This window comes from Fontimonas sp. FW305-C-3 (assembly GCF_058783185.1).
In genome coordinates this window covers 1-22,925 of sequence record NZ_JBYSYK010000005.1, presented here as the reverse complement: position 1 = coordinate 22,925, position 22,925 = coordinate 1, and the positions used below count along the sequence as shown (strand labels likewise).

Sequence of the window (22,925 nt, the reverse complement as noted above, 5' to 3'; positions counted from 1 at the left end):
GCGGAACGCTGCTGAAAAACTACCCTCCTGGGTAGCGAAAGCACCGCGTCGAGTCGATACCGTGAACAGCTAGAAGACGAGGACTCTGTCCATCGTCTCAAGAAAATTCAGCTCATCTAAAACCGGAGGAGAACCGGCATGGCTTACGCGACCCCTGCAAGCTGCTGCGGCGTTGCTGCCGTCGTTCCATCGGTGTGCTGCGGAGTGTCGCGATGACCGCCGCCGCGACGAAGGTCGCCGCTGCGGCGAATGCGACCGCCGAGAGTGGGCTGCTCATCAACATCGACAACGGCGGCACGCTGACTGACATCTGCGTCATCGATGGCGACCGCGTGCACCGCACCAAGACGATCACGACCCCCTACGATCTTTCCAAATGCCTGTTCGAGGGCATCAAGAAAGCATCGCGCCTGATGTACGGCGAGGACGACCCACAGCGCCTGCTGCTGGCGACCGAGCTGATCCGCTACTCGACGACGCAGGGCACCAACGCGCTGGTCGAACGCAAGGGCCCGCGCCTCGGACTCGTCACCGATGCCGCGCTGTCGATGGACGCGCTGCGCAGCGACGAACAGTCCGCATCGCTGTTCGATGCGCTGGTCGGTTCGCGTGTCGAGAAGATCGACACCCAGTTGACCGGCGAAGCGCTGGACGCCGCCGCGACGCGGGCGATCACCATGCTGTCGTCGGCCGGCGCGAACCGCATCGTCATCGCCTTCGGCGGTGCCAACCGCAATGAAGCCGAGAACATCCTCAAGCGCGTGCTGCTGCGGCGTTTCCCGCCGCATCTGCTCGGCGCGTTGCCGATTCTCTACGCGCATGAGCTGTCCGGCGACGCCGATGACGGCCGCCGCGCCTGGACCGCGCTGTTCAACGCCTTCCTGCATCCGGCGATGGAGCGCTTCCTGTACTCCGCCGAGCACCGCCTGCGCGAGTACAAGACGCGCAACCCGCTGCTGATCTTCCGCAACGATGGCAACGCGGCGCGCGTCGCGCGCACGGTGGCGATCAAGACCTACAGCTCCGGCCCGCGCGGCGGCGCCGAGGGTGCGAAGGCGCTTGCGGCGCACTACGGATTCAAGAGCCTGCTGACGATGGACATCGGCGGCACGACGACCGATATCTCGCTGGTCGAGAACGGCGCGGTCCGCACCGAAGAGCGCGGCAAGGTCGAAGGCGTCGCAACCTCGTTCCCGCTGTGCGACGTCACCAGCGTCGGCGTCGGCGGCAGCTCCATCATCAACGTTCCGGATGGCAAGAAGATCAAAGTTGGTCCGGAAAGCGTCGGTGGCGCACCGGGACCAGCCTGCTTCGGCCTCGGCGGCAAGGAAGCGACGATCACCGACGCCTTCCTGCTCGCCGGCCTGCTCGATCCCGCGTCGTACTTCGGTGGCGAACTGAAGATCGACGCCGAACGTGCGCAGGCCGCGGTCAAGGCCGCCGTCGCCGATCCGCTCAAGCTCGATGTGCAGGCTGCGGTTGGCCAGATGGAAGCCGCTTGGGTAGCCAAGGTCGCCACCAGCCTCAAGCGCGATACGCGCATCAGTGAAGAGACAACGCTGGCCGCCTTCGGCGGCGCTGGCCCGTTTGTCGTCTGCAAGGTGGCCGAGGCAGCCGGCATCAAGCGCGTCATCATCCCCGGACTCGCCGCGGTGTTTTCAGCCTTCGGCATCGGCTTCTCCGATGTCGGCCACAGCTTCGAGATGACGCTGCCGGAAGCGAGCAATGCCGGTCTGGCGACAGCGCGCGCCGCGCTGCTGCTGCAAGCCGAGCGCGGCATGTTCGCCGAGGGCGCCAAGCTCGCCGACTGCAAGGTGCAGGCGACCTTGCACATCGTCAGCGGCAAGGAGCATCGCGCGGCCGATATCGACGGCGATGTGCTGCCCAAGGATCTGCCGGCGAAGGCCGAGCTGACGCTGCGGCTGCTGGCGGTCAAGCCGGTTGCGCACCCCGAACTCAAGGGCAGCTTCGGCCTCAAGGGTGCGGCTGCCGTGAGTTCCGCAACGCGCACGGCGCTGGTGGATGGCAAGTCCGCTTCGCTGCCGCTGTATCGCGTCGAGGAGCAGAAGCCCGGCGCTCATGCGAGCGGCCCCTGCGTGCTTGAAGAGGCCTTCTTCACCAGCCGCATCGATGCCGGCTGGTCTTTCGAAATCAATCAGGCAGGCGACATCCTGCTGACGCGGGCTTGAGGAGAACATCCATGCGAGTGCTCATCACCGAATACCTGCGCATCAATCTCGACACCGAGATGTGGGAGTGCCGCCGCTGCGGACACGAACACATCAGCGCACGCGAAAACTACAAGCGCGGCATGCTGGTGCACGATCGCGACCCGCGCGAGATCCACAAGCCCCTGCTCGACACGAAGATGTACGAGCGCACCTACTCGCCGGACCCGACCTGGTGCCGCATCCTCGAGTACTACTGCCCGCAGTGCGGCGTGATGGCCGAGGCCGAGTACCTGCCGCCGGGGCACCCGCCGCTGCACGACATCGAGCTCGATATCGATGCGCTGAAGCTGCAGTGGAAGGACCGCCCGGAAGTCAAGGAACCGGCGATCGGTCCCGATCTGGCGCTGGAGAAGGTCAAGTCCGGGCGTGCGCTGCACGAGAAGCATCAGCACGGCCACGCCGGCCACAAGCACTAGGAATTCGACGATGAAACGAGTTTCCGTGGATATCGGCGGTACCTTCACCGATTGCTTCGTGGTCTGGGACAACCAGTACATCGAAGGCAAGGCGCTGACGACGCATCACAACCTGGCTCTGGGATTCAACGAGTCGCTCGGCGACGCCTGCAAACAGCTCAATGTCGAACCGTCGAAGCTGCTGTCGGAAGTCGACTCGGTGCGCTATTCGACGACGCTGGGCACCAATGCGCTGATCGAGCGCAAGGGTCCGCGCATCGGCGTGCTCGTCACGACCGGCTTCAAGAGCACGATCCCGCTGTCGCGTGCGCGCGGTTACGGAGAAGGCCTGTCCGAAGCCGAGCAGATGGATATCCCGAACGCGAACCGGCCCAAGCCGATCGTGCCGATCCCGATGATTCGCGAGATCCGCGAGCGCGTCGATTATCTGGGTGCGGTGTTCTGGGACCTCGACGAAGACGACGTCCGCAACCGCATCCGCGAGCTGGTCGACGCCGGCGCCGAAGCGCTGGTCGTCATGTTCACCAACAGCGTCGTCAACAATGCACATGAGCTGCGCGTGCGCGAGATCTTCCTTGAGGAGTATCCGGCGCACCTGCTCGGCTCGATCCCGATGCTGCTGTCGCATCAGGTTGCCGGCCGCAAGGGCGAGTACGCCCGCGGCACGTCGACGATCATGGACGCCTTCCTGCACCAGACCATGTATCACGGCCTCGGCACGCTGGAGCTCAATCTGCGCTCGATGGGCTATGACAAGCCGATGCTGGTCAGTCACAACTCCGGCGGCATGGCGCAGCTGAACTCGACGGACGCGCTGCAGACCGTGCATTCCGGCCCGGTCTCCGGCGTCGCCGCCAGCGAACATCTGGCCGCGGCGGCCGAGCTTGGCAATGTCGTCGCCACCGACATGGGCGGTACCAGCTTCGACATCGGCATCGTCGATCAGGGCGGCGTCAAGCATTACGATTTCAATCCCGTCATCGACCGCTGGCTGGTGTCGATCCCGATGGTGCATCTGGTCACGCTCGGTGCCGGCGGCGGGTCGATCGCGCGCTACGACCGCATGTTCGGTTCGATCGAGATCGGTCCGCAGTCGGCGGGCTCCGATCCGGGCCCGGCCTGCTACGACCGCGGCGGCCTCAAGCCGACGGTCACCGACGCCGATCTGGTGCTTGGCTATCTGGACCCGAAGAACTACGCGAACGGCCGCATCCCACTCAATCCGAAACGCGCGAAACAGGCGATCGAGGACGGGCTGTGCGACGACCTCGATCTGTCGGTCATCGAGACCGCGAAGCTGATCAAGCGCAACGTCGACGGCAGCATGGCCAACGGCATTGCGACGGAGCTGCGCACGCGCGGCTATGAACCCAGGGATTTCACGATCCTGGCCTACGGCGGCAACGGTCCGCTGCATGCCTGCGGCATCGCCAATTCGCTGGGCATCAACCGCATCTTCGCGCCGCCGTATTCGTCGACGTTCTCGGCCTGCGGAGCCGGTAACGTCAACCAGATGCACATCCACGAGATGAGCACCTGGACCGTACTGTTCAATCCGGCGCTGAAGGCCTTCTTCCAGGATTACGACAGCTTCAACAGGAATGTCGAGGAACTGGAGCGTCGCGGTCGCGACGACCTGCTGCGCCAGGGCATGACGCCGGACCAGATCAAGTACCGGCTGGAACTCGACATGCGCTACGGCAACCAGCGCGTGCAGACCGCCGTCGTCACCGAGCTGAACCGGATCCAGTCGCAGCGCGACGTGCTGGCGCTGATGGACCAGTTCCACAAGAGCTACGGCGCACGTTTCGGCGAAGGCAGCCAGTCGCCGGAAACCGGCGTGCGCATCAACACGCTGCGCGTCTGCTCCTTCGTCGAACAGCCGAAGGTGACGTTCGCCAAGCTCAAGGAACTCGGCGCACCGAAAGCGGCGCCGGCGCCGATCGCGCATCGCGAATGTCACTTCGTCGGTCACGACAAGGCATTTAATACGCCGATCTTCAGCGATGCCGCGCTGGCGCAGGACACGCACATCGAGGGTCCGGCGATCGTCACGACGCGGGCAACGACCTATCTGATCGAACCGGGTTGGGCCTACCACGCTGCCGCCCAGGGCGGTGTCTGGTTCATCCGCACGCAGGGAGCCTGATCATGCACGACAAGATTTCGCCGGAAGAGCAGGCGCTGCTCGACAAGTTCCTCGCCGACAACACGCTGTTCCTCGGGCCGGACCCGGAGATCATGCGCAACCACACGGTGACGCCGCGCTCGAAGACCGAGGACGACATTCTCAAGAAAGGCCTCGATCCGCATCAGGTCCACCATATCCGCGGACTGATCAACGCGGCGCTGTCCGAAGCCTTCACGATGGTCAACCAGATGGGTGCCGCGCCCGGCGCCAAGTGGGGCGACCTCGTCACCGGCGTCTACACGGCGCAGGGCGATCTGGCGATGATCGCGCCGCACGGCATCATCGCGTTCGCGGCCTGCTGCTTCTATCCGATCCGCTTCATCATCAAGAACTGGATCAGCGATCCGACCGTCGGCGTGCGCGACGGCGATGGCTTCATCCACAACGACGCCCGTTACGGCGGCGTGCACAACACCGACCAGTCGATGATGCTGCCGCTGTTCTACAAGGGCGAGCTGATCTGCTGGGTCTCGGCGACGATCCACGAAGGCGAGAACGGTGCCTGCGAGCCGGGTGGCATGCCGGCGGCGGCCGAGAGCAAGTACGACGAAGGCATCAAGATGTCGCCGTTCAAGGTCGTCGAGAACTTCAAGCTCAAGCGCGACCTCGTGACCTTCCTGCAGAACTCGGTGCGCGATCCGAAGCTGCAATTGGAGGATATGAAGGTCAAGCTGCACGGCGCGATGCGCCTGCGCGAGCGCATCATCGCGATCCTCGACCAGTACGGCAAGGAAGCCGTGATGGGTACGCTGCGTCAGCATCTCGAAGATACCGAAGTCGAGCTGCGCCGCCGCATCAAGGAGATGCCGGATGGCACGACGCGTGTGCTGCAGTTCATGGACTCGACCTTGCGTGAAAACGCAATGCAGAAGATCTCCTGCGCGATCACGGTCAAGGGCGACAAGATGACCGTCGACTTCCGCGGCAGCTCGCCGCAGTTCATGAACCGCTCGGTCAACACCAACATCGCTTCGTTCAAGGCGGCGCTGTGCACCGGCCTACTGCAGAACGTCTGGCCGGATCTGCCGCATACGATGGCGGTGCTGTCGCCGATCGAGATCATCACCGACCGTAATGCGGTGATCGATGCCGAAGGCGAGATGCCGCAGGCGATGAGCCTGATGCCGATGTTCAAGGCCTGCGTGGTCTGGACCATCCCGATGAACAAGTTCAACTACAGCGTGCCGACCAAGTACTCGGCCTGCATCGCCTCGCAGTACGACCAGGCGGCGACCTTCATCTACGGCGGCCTGACCCAGCACGGCGATGTCACCGGCAACTTCTGCTCCGACATCAATGGCAACGGCCAGGGTGCGCGCAGCCACGCCGACGGCGAGCACAGCGTGTCCCCGGTGTTCGGCTTCATGTGCGATTCCGGCGAGCATGAGATCAACGAGGAAGACACGCCGATCATCCGCCTCGGCGCACAGCGCCTGGCGAAGGACCGCATCGGCTTCGGCAAGTACCGCGCCGGCCTCGGCTACGAGCAGATCGCGACCGCGCGCGGCTCCGGCATGTGGGGCTTCATGACCGGCTGCGAGGGTTCGAAGTTTCCATCGGCGCAGGGCCTGTTCGGCGGCTATTCCTGCCCGTCGTACCAGCTGATGAAGATCAAGGGCATCAACATCTTCAAGGAGCTGAAGAAGAACCCGAAGGTCGTCGAAGCCTTCGACATCGTCACGCTGATGAACGAGCAGCCGATCAAGGGCGGCAAGTACAGCAGCAACGACATGGGCATGACCTTCGAGCTTTGCGACGAAGGCGAGATCTACATGATCTGCCAGGGCAGCGGCGGCGGTTACGGCGACGTCATCGAGCGCGATCCGGCGCTAGTGATGAAGGATCTGGCCGAAGACCTGATGTCGCACGAGAACGCGCGCGACATCTATCAGGTCGTCTACGACGAGAAGACCCTGATCGTCGACGAGGCCGCGACCGCGGAGCTGCGTGCCAACTACCGGCGCCAGCGGATCGCGCGCGGCAAGCCGTTTGACGAGTTCGTCAAGACCTGGACGACGCCGGAGCCCCCGAAGCACCTGCCGTACTTCGGCAGCTGGGGCGACGTCAAGGTGATCCACGCACAGAATCCGGTCATCAACATGTACACGACGATGCCGGCCGACCAGCTTCAAGGCGTCTACATGCCCAATCCGAAGGACATCCGCATCGCCCAGCTTGAGGCGCAGCTTGAATCCACGCAGGCGCAGCTGAAGGACTGCCTCGCGAAGTGATCGGAGATGTCACCGCGGTACCGCTGCACCAGAACTAGATCGAAAAGTGATTGAGGAGAGCAAGGCATGACGGACTACAGCAAGAAGTTCCGCCTCGACGGCAAGGCCGCGCTGGTGACCGGCGCGGCGCGCGGCATCGGTGCCGCGATCGCCGAGGCGATGGCCCAAGTGGGTGCATCGGTGCTGGTCACCGATGTGCTGGAGGCCGAAGGCAAGGCGACGGTCGACAAGATCCGCAAGGCCGGCGGCAAGGCCGAGTTCATCAAGCACGATGTCACCGACGAGGCGCAGTGGGAGGCGGCAACGGCGGCGATGGCCAAGCACTTCGGCCGCTACGACGTCCTTGTCAACAACGCGGGCATCGAGACCGCGGCGCTGCTGGCCAACTGCGAGGTGACGGATTTCCGCCGGGTGCTCGACATCAACGTCACCGGCGTCTTCCTCGGCCTCAAGCACGCCATTCGCGCGATGAGCGGCAAGGGCGGTTCGATCGTCAACATGTCTTCGGTGGCCGGCATTATCGGTACCCCCGCGCATGCGGCATACCACGCCTCCAAGGGCGGTGTGCGCCTGCTGACCAAGGCGGCCGGCGTCGAGTTCGCCGCGCTGCAGTCGGGTGTGCGCGTCAACTCGGTGCACCCGGCGATCGTCAAGACGCAGATGGGCGAACACTTCCTGCAGGGCTTCGTCGATCTCGGCCTGGCGCCGGATATCGAGGCCGCGCGCGCCTCAGTCGGCGGCGCGCATCCGATGGGCTTCGGCGAGGTCGAGGATGTGGCCGCCGCGGTGCTGTACTTGGCGTCGGATGCCGCACGTTGGGTCAACGGGACCGAGCTGATCATTGACGGCGGTTACTCCGCGGCCTGACCGGGCTGCGGGCCTCCGCAATGACCATGAATATCACCGATGCACTGAAGCAGGATCGCCGCCTGCTGTGGCTGGATGCCGTCGACTATGCCGGCGAGTTGCTGGCGGCCGGCAACATTCCCTGGCTCGATACCGCCGCTTACCTCGCCTGGTCGCGCAAGGCGCAATCGCTGTTGCGCGCCGATGTGCTGAGCCTGAAGCTGCATCGCGTCTGCGCGGCGTGGCTGGAAGCCCAGCCGTCACTGCGTGCAGCGATGGCGGCGAAGTCGCGAACGGTCTTTCCGCTCAAGACGCTGCTCGCCGATGAGGCGCTGCGCGCCCATCTGGTCGATCTGGTCAAGGGCCTGCGTGCCAGCAACGACAACGCGCCGCTGGCGCTTGAATGTCCTTCGCCAAGGCAGTGGGTTGCGGTGGCTTACGCGCAGGCGCACGGTGCGTCGGCCAGCGCTGAAGTCGACGACGACGATGCAGATTCCGCTGCGTTGCTGATGGCGGATTTCCTGCGCATCTTCGCCGAGGCTGGCGTCGATCTGCTGCTGCTGCGTGAATCCGTCTCCTCCGAGCCGGCAGATGCAGCAGCGCTGGAGTGCTATCAGTCCGTGTTCAACGTGGCGAGCCATTACCGCTGGGCTGTCGGCCTGTATGCGCCGGGGGGCCGCTACGGCGGCGCTACCGAGGCGCTGAGCTTTGTGCTCGCGCCGGCTACCGCGGCTGCAGACAATAAGGGCCAGATCGTCGATGCGGGTTTCTGGGACAGCGGCCAAATCGCCGGACTGAAGCCGGGTGGCCTTCTCTACGCCAGCGTGCCGAGCGGCGTGCAGCCGGAACAGGTTCTCGAGCGTCTCGGAGCGCTTCGATGAACGCCGCTCCGAGCTTCCCCGTCAAGCTCGATTACCTGTGCTCCTACAGCGCGCAGCTGGCGCCGCCGGAAGTGATCGGTGCGGTGCCCGGCGGCATCCGCGTGAACTTCTATGTGCTTGGCGGCGAGATCAACGGCCCACGGCTGCGCGGCAAGCTGCGCAGTGTCGGCGGCGACTGGCTGACCATTCGCGACGATGGCGTCTGCGTACTGGATGTCCGCGCGACGATGGAATCCCACGATGGCGCCTTGATCGAGGTCGAGTACAGCGGCATCGGCGACCTCGGCCCGAACGGCCAGGCCCTGTTCCTGCAGGGCGATCTGCCCCAACAACTGCCGCTGCGCTGCGTTCCGCGCGTGCGCACGGCGCATCCCGAATACGCATGGCTCAACCGGCTGCAGCTGCTGAACGCCGGTGCGGTCGATTTCACAACCCTAGAGGTGCGTTATGACGTCTACGCCGTCCGCTGAAAAGGCCCCCCGCGCAGTCGCAGAAGGCGAGCTGCTGTGGACTCCGCCGTCGTCGTTCGTCGACCTGTCGAATGTCTCGCGCTACATGGAATGGCTGCGCACCGAGGGCCGTGCCGATGTCAGCGACTACGAGTCGCTGCGGCAGTGGTCTATCACGGACACGACCGGCTTCTGGGCGTCGATCTGGGACTACTTCGAGGTGCAGTCGGATACGCCGTACAAGCAGGTCGTCGACAAGATGATCATGCCCGGCGCGAAGTGGTTCGAGGGCTCGAAGGTCAACTACGCCGAGCATCTGCTGCGTCATGAGGAGATGGACCCGCATGGCGTTGCCTTCCATCACCTGACCGAGTCGCGGCCGCTGGCGGAGATGTCGCGCAGCGAATTGGGGGCCCAGGTGCGCAAGGTCGCGACGCAGCTGCGCGCGATGGGCGTCAAGCCGGGCGACCGCGTCGTCTCCTACATGCCGAACGTGCCGGAGACCGCGATCGCGATGATGGCGGCCACCGCGATCGGTGCGGTGTGGTCGTCTGCGGCGCCGGAGTTCGGCGTCAAGACGGTCATCGAACGCTTCTCGCAGATCGAACCGAAGGTGCTGTTCGTTGCCGATGCCTATCGCTTCGGCGGCAAGGATTTCAGCCGTCACGAAGAAGCCAAGAAGATCATCGAGGCACTGCCGTCGCTCGAGCAGGTGGTCTGGCTGCAGTACATCGATGCCAACGCGCCGGCGCCGGCTTTCAAGCGCGTCACGACCTGGTCCGAGCTGATGGCGAAGCCGGAAGTCGCGAAGGCGGACTTCAAATTCGAGCGAGTCGATTGCGACCACCCGCTGTGGATCGTCTTCTCGTCCGGCACGACCGGTCTGCCGAAGGCGATTGTCCACGGCCACGTCGGCGTGCTCGTCGAGCATCTGAAGCTGATGCACTTCCACCTGAATCTGAAGCCGGATTCGGTGATGTTCTTCTACAGCACGACCGGCTGGATGATGTGGAACCTGCTCCTGTCGGCGCTGCTGACCGGCAGTGCCATCGTGCTTTACGACGGCAACCCGGCGCACCCGACGCCGGACTTCCTGTGGAAGCTGGCGGCCGACACCGGTGCCACCAGCTTCGGCGCCAGCCCGACTTATGTGCAGATCATGGAGCGTGCCGGCCTGGTGCCGGGCAAGGCGCACAACCTGTCGCGGCTCGAAGGCGTACTCGTCGCCGGCGCGCCGTCGACGCCGGAGACCTTCGAGTGGTTCTACCGCTGCGTCAAGAAGAACGTCTGGGTCACGTCGCAGTCCGGCGGCACCGAACTGTGCAGCGGCTTCGTCGGGGCTTCGCCGACTCTGGAGGTGCGCGCCGGAGAAATCCAGACGCGGCTGCTGGGCATGGACGTGCGCGCCTGGAGCGATGACGGCAAGGAAGTCATCGACGAAGTCGGCGAACTGGTCTGCCTCAAGCCGTTCCCGTCGATGCCGATCTACTTCTGGAACGATCACGAAGGCAAGCGTTACCACGAGTCCTACTTCGATACGTTCAAGGGCGTCTGGCGCCACGGCGATTTCATCAAGATCACCAAGACCGGCGGCTGCTACATCTATGGCCGGTCGGACTCGACGCTCAACCGCTACGGCGTGCGCATCGGCACCGCCGAGATCTATCGCGCGGTCGAGCATGTCGACGAGGTGGCCGACAGCCTGATCGTCTGCGTCGAACTGCCGGGCGGCAATTTCTTCATGCCGCTGTTCGTCAAGCTCAAGCCGGGCGTGGAGATGAGCGATGCGATCCAGCAGAAGATCGTCCGCAAGCTGCGCGAGGACTGCAGCCCGCGCCATGTGCCGGACAAGATCTACGCCGTCGAGCAGATTCCATACACGCTGACCGGCAAGAAGATGGAAGTGCCGGTGCGCAAGCTGCTGCTCGGCTGGCCGCTGGAGAAGGCAGCGAGCCGTGACGCGATGATGAATCCGCCGTCGATCGACTACTACGTGCAGTTCGCGCAGGAGTCGAAGGACTATCAGTGGCGCAAGGCCTGAACGCCGATAAAGCCATCCAGGGAAAGGGATCACCATGAAGAACAAGGTTTGTGTCGTCACCGGAGGCGCAAAGGGCCTCGGCCTTGCGGCCGCCGAACTGCTGCTTGCCGCCGGTGCCAAGGTCATGATCACCGACGTTGATGCTGCTGGCGGCGAAGCGGAGGTCGCGCGCCTGTCCAAGGCCGGCGCGCAGATCCGCTTCATGCGCCACGATGTCACCAACCCGAACGAGTGGTCCGCGGTGCTGGATGCCGCTGAAGCGGCCTGGGGTGCGATCAGCGTGCTGGTCAACAATGCCGGCGTTGCGCAGATCTTCGACGTCGAGAAGGCGAGCTACGAACACTGGAAGCGCACGCTGGCGGTCAATCTCGACGGCGTGTTCCTCGGCACGCAGGCCGCGATCGAGCGGATGAAGAAGGCCGGCGGGTCCATCGTCAACATCGCGTCGATCGAGGGCATGGTCGGCGAGGCGCTGGTGCCGGCCTACAACGCCAGCAAGGGCGGCGTGCGCATCTTCACGAAGTCGGCGGCGATCCATTGCGCGCGGTCCGGCTACCCGATCCGCATCAACAGCGTCTGCCCGGGCTTTGCCGAAACACAGATGGTCAGCGGCGCCGTCGGCGCGATGCCGCCGGCCGAAGCACAGGTGTTCGTCGAACGCACGCTCGCCCGCATTCCGATGGGCCGCTTTGCGCGTCCGGAGGAGATCGCCAAGGCAGTGCTGTTCCTCGCGTCCGACGATGCGAGTTACATCACCGGCTCCGACCTTGTGGTCGATGGCGGGATGACCGCGTGAACGCGCGCAGCAAGGCCAAGGCGGCCGGGCAGGGCACGGAAGCCACGGTCGACAATGTCTTTGGCCAGTACGTGCTGGGCGATTTCCGGCCGAGCGACCTGATCGATATTGCCGGCACGCTGGCGCGCCAAGCCGCGCGTCAACCGCGCGCCGTCGTCGATGCCGGCCTTGGCTTCGCGAAAGGCCTTGCGAAGGTATTGCGCGGCGAGTCCGATCGCATGCCGGCGGCTGGCGATCGCCGCTTCAGCGATCCGGCCTGGAAGGACAGCCGCGTCTTCGGCGGCGTGCTGCAGGGTTACCTGGAGCTGTGCGAGGCGCTGCAAGCCTATGCGCGGCAGTCCGGGCTCGACCCCAAGCAGGTCGAGCGCGCCGAGTTCCTGATGACGCAGATCGGCGACGCGCTGGCGCCGACCAATTTCCTGCCGACCAATCCGGCTGCACTGCGGCGTGCGCGCGAGACGCGCGGCGCGAGCCTGCTGGCCGGGTTGAAGAACTTTGCCGATGACGTCGCCAAGGGCCGGCCGATACCGGCGCAGGTCGACGAGAGCGCGTTCAAGATCGGCGAGAACCTCGCGCTGACGCCGGGCAGCGTCGTGCTGCGCCATGACATGTTCGAGCTGCTGCAGTACGCGCCGCAGACTGCGCAGGTGCGCGAGCGACCGATCTTCGTCGTGCCGAGCATCGTCAACAAGTTCTACGTGTTTGACATCGCACCCGGGCGCAGCGTGTTCGAGTATTTCGTCCAGCAGGGCTTCACGGTCTATGTGATGGCCTGGCGCAATCCGAAGCCGGAGCACGATTTCTGGGGCATGGCGGATTACATCGACGCGGTCGACGACGGCGTGCGGGCCGCGTGCGGCATCTCGAAGACGGAGACGGTGAACCTATGGGCGGTCTGCGGCGCCGGGCCGGTCGCGACCTCGCTGATCGGCTACTACGCTGCGACGAAGCAACAGAAGGTCAACAGCCTGATGCTGTTCGTCTCGCCACTGGACATGGAAGCAATGTCCGATGCGCCGAACATCGGCGCCTTCGTCGACCAGAAGGCGATGCCGGTCGTCAAGAAGGAGATCCGCAAGAAGCGCATGAGCGCCAAGCAGTTCACGCTGCTGTTCGCGATGCTGCGCGCCAACGAGCTGATCTGGAATTACTGGGTCAGCAATTACCTGATGGGCGTCAAGCCGACCGCCTTCGACATCCTTTACTGGAATGGCGACGGCACCGGCATGACCGCGCAGTACAACTACGACTTCAGTCATTTCGTCGAGCAGAATCCGTTGGTCACGCCCGGGGCGATGCAGGTGCGCGGTGTATCGATCGTCGACCTGAAGGATCTCGGCATCGACAGCTACGTGCTCGGCGCCGCCAACGATCACCTGTGCGTCTGGCATGGTGTCTATCGCAGCGCGCAGCTGCTCGGCAAGCGCAGCCAGTTCGTACTCGGCAACAGCGGGCACATCCAGACGATTGTCTGCCCGCCGACCAACCCGAAAGCGAGCTACTTCACGAACACGAAGCTGCCGGCCAGCTCCGCCGAATGGCTGGAAACCGCGACCAAGAATCAGGGCAGCTGGTGGGATCACTGCGTGGCCTGGACGCACGAGCGCGCCGGCAGGCTGGTGGATGCGCCGAAGCAGGGCGGCAACGCCGAGTATCCGCCGCTGGGCGCGGCGCCGGGCACCTATGTCCATGACCGCGTCTAGCGCTTACAGCGGCAATCCGCGCCACTTCGATCCGAACCGGACGTACGCGGAGCTGCGCGTCGGCGCCAAGCGCGAGATGCGCCTGCGCCGTGTCAGGGTGATGGGCTATTCGGTGCGCGTCGCCATCTGGCCGGGACGCGAGGAGACGCACACGCCGCTGGTGCTGTTCAACGGCATTGGTGCGCGGCTGGAATTGCTGGAACCTTTCGCCGACGAGCTTGGCGATCTGGAGACGATCGCAATCGATGTGCCGGGCACCGGCAAGTCATCGCCGCCGCTGCATCCGTACCGGCTGTGGATGCTCAGCCTGCTGATCGAGCGCGTGCTGAGCAAGCTCGGCTACGGTCGCGTCGACGTGCTCGGTGTTTCCTGGGGCGGCACGCTGGCGCAGCAGTTCGCGCTGCAGAACCCGCGCCGCTGCCGGCGCCTGATTCTCGCCGCGACCGCGCAAGGCTGGCCGATGATTGTCGACCCGCGCATCCTGCTCAAGTTCATGACGCCGCGTCGCTATAACGACCCGGTCTACCGCCGCAAGGTGGCCGGCGAAATCTACGGCGGCGCGGCGCGCAACATGCCGGGCCTGATCCGCGAGATCGGTCCGCGCATGGCACCCACCAGCAAGCTCGGCTACCTGATGCAACAGTTCGCGCTGAGCGGCTGGACCAGCACGCCCTGGTTGCCGCTGATCCGCCAGCCGACGCTGATCATGTCCGGCACCGACGATCCCGTCGTGCCTGCGATCAACTCGAAGTTCATGGCAAGACTGATCCCGAACAGCCGGCTGCATCTGGTCGATGACGGCCACCTGTTCCTGATCTCCGACCCCGCCGGATCGAGCCGCGTCGTGCGCGAGTTCCTCGATGCGGAGCCCTGGAATACAACGAAGGCTGCATAGGACAAATCATGAAGAAACTGGAAGGCAAGGTTGCGCTGGTCACCGGCTCCGGCCGCGGCATCGGTCGCGAGATTGCGCTGAAGCTGGCGCGCGACGGCGCGCGGATTGTCGTCAACGATCTCGACGAGAAGTTTGCGGAGGAGACGGTCGCCGCGGTGCGCGCGGCCGGCTCCGATGCGGTTGCCTGCATCGGCAGCGTTGTCGACAAGGATTTTGGCGAGCGCATCGTGCAGATCGCGCTCGAAGTGTTCGGCGGCATCGACATCATCATCAACAACGCCGGCTACACCTGGGACAGCGTGGTCCAGAAGACGACCGACGAGCAGTGGTACGCGATGATCGACGTCCACATGACGGCGCCGTTCCGCATCCTGCGTGCCGCCGCCGAGCACATTAAGAGCAGGGCCAAGGCCGAAGCCGAGGCTGGCCAGGAAGTGTTCCGCAAGGTCGTCAACATCTCTTCGCTCGCCGGGGTCGGCGGCAATGCCGGGCAGATCGGTTACGGCGCGGCAAAGGCCGGTGTCAACGGCATGACGCGCGTCATGGCCAAGGAGTGGGGCCGCTTCAAGGTCAACGTCAACAGCGTTGCCTTCGGCCTGATCCGCACGCGTCTGACCGAGGCTGCGGCCGGCGGCAATGCGTCGATCGCCGTCGAGGGCAAGCAGATCCGCGTCGGCGTCAATCCGGAAGTGCTGAAGACGATGGAGCAGGGCATCCCGCTCGGTCGCGCCGGCACGCCGGAAGAGGCGGCGGGCGCCGTCTACCTGCTGTGCCTGCCGGAGTCGGATTACATCAGCGGTCAGGTCATCGTCTGCAGCGGCGGATTCATGTTCTAGCTGCGTTGAATTATCGAAGCATCGCGTTTTTCTCAATCATCCAAGCAAGAAAAGCAGTCCAGGAGAACCATCATGAGCAGCAAGAAGCCCGTCGTCATTTATGGTGTCACCGGTTACACCGGCCGTCTCGTTGCCGAGTACTGCCGCGAGTACAACATTCCCTTCATTGCCGCAGGCCGCAACGGCGCGAGCATCAAGGAAGTGATCAGCAAGGTGCCGGGCATCGAGACGGCCGACTACGAGATCGTCGAGGTCAAGGAGCACAGCGTCGCCGCGCTGCGTGCGCTGCTCAAGGGCTCCAAGGTCATGCTCAACATGGTCGGTCCGTTCGCCAAGTTGGGCGGTGAAGCGGTCGAGGCCTGCCTCGCGGAAGGGGTCCACTACACGGACACCAACGGCGAACAGAACTGGATGATCGAATGCGATGAGAAGTGGGGCGCCAAGTTCGCCGCCAAGCAGCTGTGCCTGTCGCCCGGCATCGCGCAGATGTACACGACCGGCGAAATCGCCGCGCAGATCGCGCTGGAGACGCCGGGCCTGCACACGCTCGACATGCTGGTGCTGTGGAAGGGATTCCCGACCTACGCCTCGGTGCAGACGATCTTCAGCATCCTGACGTCGGACTTCTTCTACCTGGAGAACAACAAGTACGCGATGTGGCCGCAGGGCGCCAAGGCCGATGCGATCGTCCCCGGCCAGCACGAGACCGCACTGGTGCTGCCGTGGGGCGGTACCGCGCACCCGGTCTGGTTCAAGAACGATCCGCGCGTCATCAACTGCAAGGTCATGGGCGGCGTGTTCGCCCGCGCGGTGATGGACAACGTCGTTGCGATGAACGCCAAGATCGACGCCGACATCCGTCCGCTGCCGCCGGCCGAACAGCAGAAGGCCTTGTCGGAGATGGCCGCCAGCGTCCAGGCCGGCATGCCGCCGCGCGAGAATCCACTGACCAACATCTCGGTCGATTCGGTCATGGCCAGCGGCCCGCTTGGCTTCAAGCAGGTCGTTATCCGCGGCAACCAGAACTACAAGCAGACCGGCCTGCTGCAGGCCTACTTCGCGCATCACCTGTTGCAGGCGCCGCCGAAGCGTTACGGCTTCGTGTCGGGTTGCCAGGCATTGGGCCATCGCGAACTGCTCGGCGTGCTGCAGAGCTTCGGCCTGGTTAGCGAGCCGGTCGTCACGCTCAACGGTCATCCGGTGCGCTGAGCGGAAGGAAATCCGCCGTGAGCCCGATCGGTTCCGCTGCTGTTTCGCCCTCGCGCGCGCCGCCGACGCGCGAGGGCGATCTGCTGTGGAAACCGAGGCCGGCTTATGCCGCGGCGTCCGGCATCGAGCGCTTTCGGCTATGGCTGGCGTGCGAGCGCGGTGTCGAGCTGGCGGACTATGAAGCGCTGCGGCGCTGGTCGGTTGCCGAGCTGGAAGCCTTCTGGGCCGCGTTGTGGGATTACTTTGAGATTCGCTCCGACACGCCGTATCGGCGGGTGCTGAGTACACGGCAGATGCCGGGTGCGCGCTGGTTCGAAGGGGCGCAGGTCAACTACGCGGAACACCTGCTGCGCCATGCGGAGCGGAATCCAGACGCACCGGCATTGTTCCATTCGTCGGAGCTGCGCGAGGCGGCGGTGATGACGCGTGGCGAGCTGGCGCGGCAGGTGCGCATCCTCGCAGAACAGCTACGCAAACTAGGCATAGAACCGGGCGATCACGTCGGCGCCTACATGCCGAACATCCCCGAGACCGCGGTTGCGATGATGGCGACGATCGCCATCGGCGCCATCTGGTCGGCGGCGGCGCCGGAGTTCGGCGCCAGCGCCGTCATCGATCGCTTCGCGCAGACGCGGCCGAAGCTGCTGTTCATCGTCGACGGCTATCGCTACGGCGGCCGGGATCACAGCCGGGTCGATGTCGCCGGCGCGCTGGTTCAGGCGCTCGGCAGCGTGCAGCACGTCGTCAGCCTGTCCTATCTCGATCCGCAGGCCGCGCCGCCGGTCGACGGCGCACTGCGCTGGCGCGATCTGCTCGATCAGCCCGACGTTCCCAGCGAGGGTTTCCGCTACGAGCGCGTCCCCTGGGATCATCCGCTGTGGGTGCTGTTCTCGTCTGGCACAACCGGTCTGCCAAAGGCGGTCGTGCACAGCCACGTCGGCATGCTGTTGGAGCACTACAAGCTGACCGCGTTCCATCTCAACCTCGACGAGCGCTCACGCGTGCTGTTCTACTCGTCGTCGGGCTGGATGATGTGGAACGTACTGATCTCCAGCCTGCTGCAAGGTGCGGCAGCGGTCATGTACGACGGCTGCCCGATCGCACCGGACCCGACCGTGCTGTGGAGCATCGCCGAGCGCAGCCAGGTCACGATGATCGGCGTCAGCCCCGGCTACGTGCAGAACATGCAGACCCGCGGCATCTCGCCCGCCAACGTCTTCGACCTGACTGCGCTGCAGGCCGTGCTGCTCGCCGGCTCGCCGTCGGCGCCGGAAACCTTTGCGTGGTTCTACAGACAGGTGAAGTCCGACCTGTGGGTGACGTCGCAAAGCGGCGGCACCGAAGCGGCTTCCGCGTTCGTCGCCGCCACGCCCACGCAGCCGGTGTATGCCGGCGAGATCCAGACGCGCGGTCTGGGCATGGATGTGCAGGTGTGGGACGAGCAGGGCCGGCCGGTAGTCGATGCCGTCGGCGAACTCGTGCTGGTCCAGCCGTTCCCGTCGATGCCCCTGCGCTTCTGCAACGACCCGGACAATGCGCGCTACCGGGATGCTTACTTCTCGACCTATCCCGGCGTCTGGCGGCACGGCGATCACACCCGCATCAACCGCCGCGGCGGGCTTTACATCGATGGCCGCTCCGATTCGCTGCTCAACCGCTATGGCGTCTGCATCGGCCCCGCCGAGATCTACCGCAGCCTGGAGCGCATCGAGGAAGTGCAGGACTGCATCATCGTCTGCTGCGAACTCGCCGGCGGACGCTTCTTCATGCCGATGTTCGTCCAGCTCGCGCCCGGCGCAGTCCTCAACGAGCGCCTGCGCAACCGGATCGCGCGCCACCTGCGCACCGAACTGAGTCCGCGTCACGTCCCCGACCAGATGTACGCCGTCACCCACATCCCGTACAACCTGACCGGCAAGAAGATGGAAGTCCCCGTACGCCGCATCCTCTCCGGCGTACCCCCCGACCTCGCCGCCAGCCGCGCGCTGACGATGGAACCCGAAGCCATCGACTGGTTCGTGCAGTTCCGCAGGGACAACCGGGAAATGCTGGACGGCTAGCTGTTGTCCTGCCGGGTGGCCAGAGGGCGGCTAGCCACCGTACGTAGTCACGGCAATGTCTGCGGTTGCCATCAAGGGAAATCCAGCCTTTAATCAAGAAGCCGGGCCGACGGGCGCGACTGGTGCGATCGCCCGGGGCTTCCGATGTCTGCGTGCCGTTCCGTGCTAACGGATGACGCGATGCGCAAGATTATGATTCGGGTGAGTATTGATGATGACGGTTCCGGGTTATACGGACGTCGCGCCGGATTATACGGCGTTCCGTGTTCCCTCTAATCGGCTTTGGGCCTCAAAGCAATGGAAGTCGTAATCTCGGCGCCAAAGCATGATCAAGGCACGGCTCACATTGCCGAGGCAATGCATGCGCCCCTTCGGAAGCTGAGCGCAGCTGTTTCAGGCGAGTATGGTGGCAGCATGGAGCATTTGTGGGTGGAGCTTGAGCTTCTCCCCGGCGATGCGGATCATTGCTCCCCCTGGAGCTTCAGGTTTCAAAAGCGAGTGTCGCCCAAGCAGCTCGCTGCTTGGCTGCCAAAGGTCGAGTATCGCAATGTTGGCCACTATTCAGTCCGGCCAGATTTCTTCGCACTGACAGCAGTTGCTCCGGAGAACATCAGCCGGTATCTCATGGAGTTGATATACAAATCCACTACTGTGCTAGAAAAAAGGCAGAAGCAATTCGGCGCCTTCAACGTCGAAGGCTTTCGCATTCAGATGCGGCAAGCAATAGACGCTGTGGCGGCCTCGAAATGAGGCCCAACCATCGGTTCCACGTGACGTCCCGGCCTCCGCTGCTTCGCAGCTCCGTCCGGGCCGCGCGTGAACCTGGGCGTTGGGCGTCATGACAAAGCGCGCAAGGCTGATCACACTCTTTGCTGTTGAGGTCGCACTCATCGTCCTGCATGTTGCCCTTCGTGCAGGTGAACCCGGTTCAGTATGGTCATGGCATTGGGTGCTGACCCTATTGTTTGGCATGGTGCTCGTGGCTTACGCTTTTTCTATCCGGTGTCCTGCTGTGAACTGTCGTCGGGGGCAAGTCATTCGCGGCTTGTCGGCGTTTGATGTTCGGCTGCCAGGCCAGCGCTGCTTTGTTTGCGGGCAGTCATTGGAGTAGCGGTATAGCCATGTCACCCAATACGCGTTGGGCATCACAACAACTGCTTCAGCGCGGCCTTGTCGGTGAAGTACATCGTAACGGAGGGACACTATGGAACTAGAAGTCACTTGGCGCCGCGCCATCCGAGTTTGGTGGGCGTACTTCTGGCGCAATCTCATAGCCATCATCGCCGCCATGGTTGGTGGAGGAGTGATCGGCGGCATCCTTGGCGCCATCATGGGTGCCGCAGGGGTGTCCTTGAGCACCATCCAAGTGGTCACGATGCCCATTGGCGTGGTTCTTGGGCTCGCGATCTCGGTTGTCCCGATGAAAATGATCTTAGGGAAAGATTTTGGAGAGTTCCGGCTCCTTCTGGTGCCAAAGCGGTGATTCCCAACCATCGGTTCCATCCGACGTCCTATTCGCTCCGCTCGCGGGCCGCGGCTGAACCTAAACGTTAGGAGGCAGGAACGCAGGTTATGTTTCGCCTTGTCTGCTCGTTCGTAGTTGCGCTGCTCGTATCGGGGTGTGGCACTACCTGCACCGCAATGAAAGATGCATGTCCTAAAGATCGCTTCGGCCCGTACTCAGGTACGCGCGCTTCGTGGAAGGGACACGCCACACAAATTGACGTCCCATTTTCTTTTGTCGCAGACACGGTGCTTTTGCCGGCAACTGTCCCCTTGTGGCTATATCGCGCTCTTACCGAAGACCCGTCGAACCCGGAGACACAGAAGTGAGCCGCCTGTCTCCTAATCCTGCGGTCCAGCCGAAGGCCTCGCCTCTGGCGAGACTTCGCTAGCGCACTAGTGTGCTCGGCTCGGCCGACCTTGATCGTTAGGCCCCGTATGCAGACATCTCAGGAGCCGAGCCCAGCTACCGCAAGACAAGCCATGATCTCGGCGCTTGTCGCCGTCTTAGATCACCTCCCACCCCAAGTGCAATCTGCTGTCAGCCTTGCCGCTGGCTCCGACGATCCACGGGTCAATGAGGCTGCTCGTGTTGCGCTCTGGAAAAGCATCGCAGGTCGCGACATGGACTCGGTTCCCGCCGTCTTGCTTGTTCGCTTGGGTATCTGTGTTCTCTATCCGGATGCGCAGGTGGCGGAGACCCAGGATGCGCTTGAGTATTTCGTGTGCACGTTCCGTTTGGCAGGCCTCCCGGAAAGCCCGCTCGAGCAAGTAACCGCCCTGGAGTCGTACTATGGGGTCTAACAATTCATTCAAGCCGAATCCGCTTCGCGGGTCGGCTCAATTCGGGCGTTAGCCATCACAAAGCCATGACCATCCGCCATTTCCGCCTTCTACTTATAGCCTCCACTATTGTTGGCATCATCGGGGCGTGCGTAGATTTCATCTTTCCGGCTCTCATGCCCGAGGCCTTTCACCAAGCTCAAGAGCTTCAGGACTCGGCGTTCTCGATGCCCTATCAGATCTTTATCGGCTTCTCGGGGATAGCGCTGTTGTTCTTGCTTGTCTCTAGCACGTATGGTCTCTATATGCTTCGACCCTGGGCACCTCGGCTATCGCTCGTCGTCACGGCCGTAACACTTTTTCTAGCAGTAGTAACTGGCGCTTATGCGCAATCAGGCTTGGCACTTGCGTTGTCATATCTTGCTTCGTACCTATGGGGCGCAGTTGTAGTTCAAGCTGTCTCTTCTCCATTCAGCGCGCAGTTCCAGAGCCGCCATGGCTAACCATTCACTGAGCTTGAGCGTTAGGGCTTACACGTGACTCCGAAAGACATCAAGAGTGCAGAGCGGAACTACTGGGTAGCTGTGCCCTTTAGCATCCTTCCCCTCATGCTCTTAGTGTATGGAGACAAGAGCAAGGTGATTGCTGCATGGATAGCGGAAACATTGAATAGCCTAGGCATCCCCATAACCACGTCGAACGCGTCCCTTATTCCTCTTGGGGCTGCTCTTGTTTTCACCTTCGCAACTATCTTCTTCGCTCAATACAAACTGCTGGCCAAATGCCCGACGTGCCGCAAGGCATTTACGCCCAATAACTTGGGCATCGTCGTTGCAACCAAACACTGCCCGAACTGTGGCACTGAGGTACTAAATGCAGGCAAGCCCTAACAACGCGTTCAAGCGGACGGGCTGCCCCCGCCGCTTAAATTAGGCGTTGGGCCTAGCATGACGATTGATCTGCTCATCCCGGCTTGGTTTTTCCTTCCGTGGTTGGTAGTGGCGGCAAAGATCGCGCGGGACTCAATTTACGAAACGCGGTTCGGAATCATGAAAGATATTTCGCCGCTCGACTTTCGTGAACTGATGCGGAGAATCCGTGAACGTAGGAAAGTTGATCCACGCTACGATGAAATGAAGAAAGACACGAAGAGATGGGCGCTCATTACGGTCGGCTGGTGGGTAACGTCATTCGTCGCTTTGGTCGGTGGTGCTTTTCTCTATGACACTTTTAATGGCTAGGCCCAGCCAGGCGCTCCTGTGCAACGTCTCCACCTTCGGCGGAGCCGCGCCTGAGCTTGAGCATTAGGCATCATGAGAAGGCGGATTGTTCACAATCGTTACCTGCCGGCTTGGGCGCATCGTCTGTTTGCAGGCCTGTTTGGCATGGCTGTGTTCGCTACCGTTGCCATCGTACTATTACGCGCCGGAGCTGCTGAATGGTTCTCACCGATCGCGCTTCTTCCCTGGCTCACGCCAGTCGTAGGCATCGCATGTTTTGTCATGGCACCACGCCGGTCGGTGGTACGTGGCCTGGCAGGAGATGCCGGCTATGATGAGTTGCATGATGCCCAACTCGATGCTCAAACCGAACGTCAGCGCTCCGTGCGATCGTCGTCCTAGCAATCCAGGTGTTGAGGCTTTCTATGAATTTGATCGTTGCGTGGTTCGCGTCCGCGCTGGCTTTTGCGTTCGCGTAGTCCGCCGCTTGGCCGTCTGACTCTGGGGCTGATCAGGGTTTGGCGCGCCGTGGACTGCTTGCGTTATCGTGTCTCTCTCCGACGTCCCCCCGCCTTGAGTAGCGGTGTTGTTCAGAGTCCAGGGTTTACTGTAACTGCCTTGCTGGCCAGCTGCT

General features: G+C 63.3%; 21 protein-coding genes. All 21 read left to right on the top strand.

What is annotated here, in order from left to right; genetic code table 11:
• Nucleotides 1–212 precede the first annotated feature (212 nt).
• The 21 genes from AC3WUF_RS18815 to AC3WUF_RS18715 all read left to right on the top strand — a co-directional run bounded on the left by AC3WUF_RS18815 (nucleotide 213) and on the right by AC3WUF_RS18715 (nucleotide 22,312).
• Complete coding sequence (locus tag AC3WUF_RS18815; protein WP_492428504.1) at nucleotides 213–2,189, top strand: hydantoinase/oxoprolinase family protein; 1,977 nt, start codon at nucleotides 213–215, stop codon at nucleotides 2,187–2,189.
• Nucleotides 2,190–2,200: 11 nt separating this feature from the next.
• Nucleotides 2,201–2,647 carry an acetone carboxylase subunit gamma gene (locus AC3WUF_RS18810; RefSeq protein ID WP_492428502.1) on the top strand — a complete coding sequence of 149 codons (447 nt, stop codon included), beginning with the start codon at nucleotides 2,201–2,203 and terminating at the stop codon, nucleotides 2,645–2,647.
• Between the two features lie 10 nt (nucleotides 2,648–2,657).
• A complete protein-coding gene (locus AC3WUF_RS18805) occupies nucleotides 2,658–4,796 on the top strand; it encodes a hydantoinase/oxoprolinase family protein (RefSeq protein ID WP_492428500.1) in 2,139 nt (712 codons plus the stop codon).
• Nucleotides 4,797–4,798: 2 nt separating this feature from the next.
• The gene (locus AC3WUF_RS18800) at nucleotides 4,799–7,069 is read left to right on the top strand and encodes a hydantoinase B/oxoprolinase family protein (RefSeq protein ID WP_492428498.1); all 2,271 of its coding nucleotides are present in this window, start codon (nucleotides 4,799–4,801) and stop codon (nucleotides 7,067–7,069) included.
• 66 nt (nucleotides 7,070–7,135) lie between these two features.
• Entirely contained in the window at nucleotides 7,136–7,936 is an 801-nt protein-coding gene (locus AC3WUF_RS18795) for a glucose 1-dehydrogenase (RefSeq protein ID WP_492428496.1), read from the top strand.
• A 26-nt stretch (nucleotides 7,937–7,962) separates the two neighbouring features.
• On the top strand, nucleotides 7,963–8,796 hold the full coding sequence (locus AC3WUF_RS18790) for a hypothetical protein (protein ID WP_492428494.1): 834 nt from the start codon (nucleotides 7,963–7,965) through the stop codon (nucleotides 8,794–8,796).
• Entirely contained in the window at nucleotides 8,793–9,266 is a 474-nt protein-coding gene (locus AC3WUF_RS18785) for a DUF3237 domain-containing protein (RefSeq protein WP_492428492.1), read from the top strand. The genes AC3WUF_RS18790 and AC3WUF_RS18785 overlap by 4 nt, the downstream gene beginning before the upstream one ends.
• The gene (locus AC3WUF_RS18780; protein ID WP_492428490.1) at nucleotides 9,244–11,286 is read left to right on the top strand and encodes an acetoacetate--CoA ligase; all 2,043 of its coding nucleotides are present in this window, start codon (nucleotides 9,244–9,246) and stop codon (nucleotides 11,284–11,286) included. The genes AC3WUF_RS18785 and AC3WUF_RS18780 overlap by 23 nt, the downstream gene beginning before the upstream one ends.
• Nucleotides 11,287–11,320: 34 nt before the next feature.
• Nucleotides 11,321–12,082 (top strand): glucose 1-dehydrogenase, encoded by a 762-nt coding sequence (locus AC3WUF_RS18775; protein ID WP_492428488.1) that lies wholly within the window; start codon nucleotides 11,321–11,323, stop codon nucleotides 12,080–12,082.
• Nucleotides 12,079–13,785: an alpha/beta fold hydrolase gene (locus AC3WUF_RS18770; protein ID WP_492428486.1), complete on the top strand. Its 1,707-nt coding sequence runs from the start codon at nucleotides 12,079–12,081 to the stop codon at nucleotides 13,783–13,785. Before AC3WUF_RS18775 ends, AC3WUF_RS18770 begins: the two co-directional genes overlap by 4 nt.
• On the top strand, nucleotides 13,772–14,680 hold the full coding sequence (gene phaZ / locus AC3WUF_RS18765) for a poly(3-hydroxyalkanoate) depolymerase (RefSeq protein WP_492428484.1): 909 nt from the start codon (nucleotides 13,772–13,774) through the stop codon (nucleotides 14,678–14,680). The genes AC3WUF_RS18770 and phaZ overlap by 14 nt, the downstream gene beginning before the upstream one ends.
• A gap of 8 nt (nucleotides 14,681–14,688) precedes the next feature.
• A complete protein-coding gene (locus tag AC3WUF_RS18760) occupies nucleotides 14,689–15,516 on the top strand; it encodes an SDR family NAD(P)-dependent oxidoreductase (RefSeq protein ID WP_492428482.1) in 828 nt (275 codons plus the stop codon).
• A gap of 72 nt (nucleotides 15,517–15,588) precedes the next feature.
• Entirely contained in the window at nucleotides 15,589–16,725 is a 1,137-nt protein-coding gene (locus AC3WUF_RS18755; protein ID WP_492428480.1) for a DUF5938 domain-containing protein, read from the top strand.
• Nucleotides 16,726–16,742: 17 nt separating this feature from the next.
• Nucleotides 16,743–18,785, top strand: coding sequence for an acetoacetate--CoA ligase (locus AC3WUF_RS18750; protein WP_492428478.1), 2,043 nt, complete (start codon nucleotides 16,743–16,745; stop codon nucleotides 18,783–18,785).
• A 297-nt stretch (nucleotides 18,786–19,082) separates the two neighbouring features.
• Nucleotides 19,083–19,535 (top strand): hypothetical protein, encoded by a 453-nt coding sequence (locus tag AC3WUF_RS18745; protein WP_492428476.1) that lies wholly within the window; start codon nucleotides 19,083–19,085, stop codon nucleotides 19,533–19,535.
• Nucleotides 19,536–19,989: 454 nt separating this feature from the next.
• Nucleotides 19,990–20,268: a hypothetical protein gene (locus AC3WUF_RS18740; protein WP_492428474.1), complete on the top strand. Its 279-nt coding sequence runs from the start codon at nucleotides 19,990–19,992 to the stop codon at nucleotides 20,266–20,268.
• Between the two features lie 89 nt (nucleotides 20,269–20,357).
• A complete protein-coding gene (locus AC3WUF_RS18735; RefSeq protein WP_492428472.1) occupies nucleotides 20,358–20,618 on the top strand; it encodes a YceK/YidQ family lipoprotein in 261 nt (86 codons plus the stop codon).
• Between the two features lie 153 nt (nucleotides 20,619–20,771).
• The gene (locus AC3WUF_RS18730; protein WP_492428470.1) at nucleotides 20,772–21,092 is read left to right on the top strand and encodes a hypothetical protein; all 321 of its coding nucleotides are present in this window, start codon (nucleotides 20,772–20,774) and stop codon (nucleotides 21,090–21,092) included.
• Between the two features lie 65 nt (nucleotides 21,093–21,157).
• A complete protein-coding gene (locus AC3WUF_RS18725) occupies nucleotides 21,158–21,574 on the top strand; it encodes a hypothetical protein (protein ID WP_492428468.1) in 417 nt (138 codons plus the stop codon).
• A gap of 33 nt (nucleotides 21,575–21,607) precedes the next feature.
• Complete coding sequence (locus tag AC3WUF_RS18720; protein ID WP_492428466.1) at nucleotides 21,608–21,961, top strand: hypothetical protein; 354 nt, start codon at nucleotides 21,608–21,610, stop codon at nucleotides 21,959–21,961.
• 57 nt (nucleotides 21,962–22,018) lie between these two features.
• A complete protein-coding gene (locus AC3WUF_RS18715; protein ID WP_492428464.1) occupies nucleotides 22,019–22,312 on the top strand; it encodes a hypothetical protein in 294 nt (97 codons plus the stop codon).
• The last annotated feature ends 613 nt before the right edge of the window (nucleotides 22,313–22,925 follow it).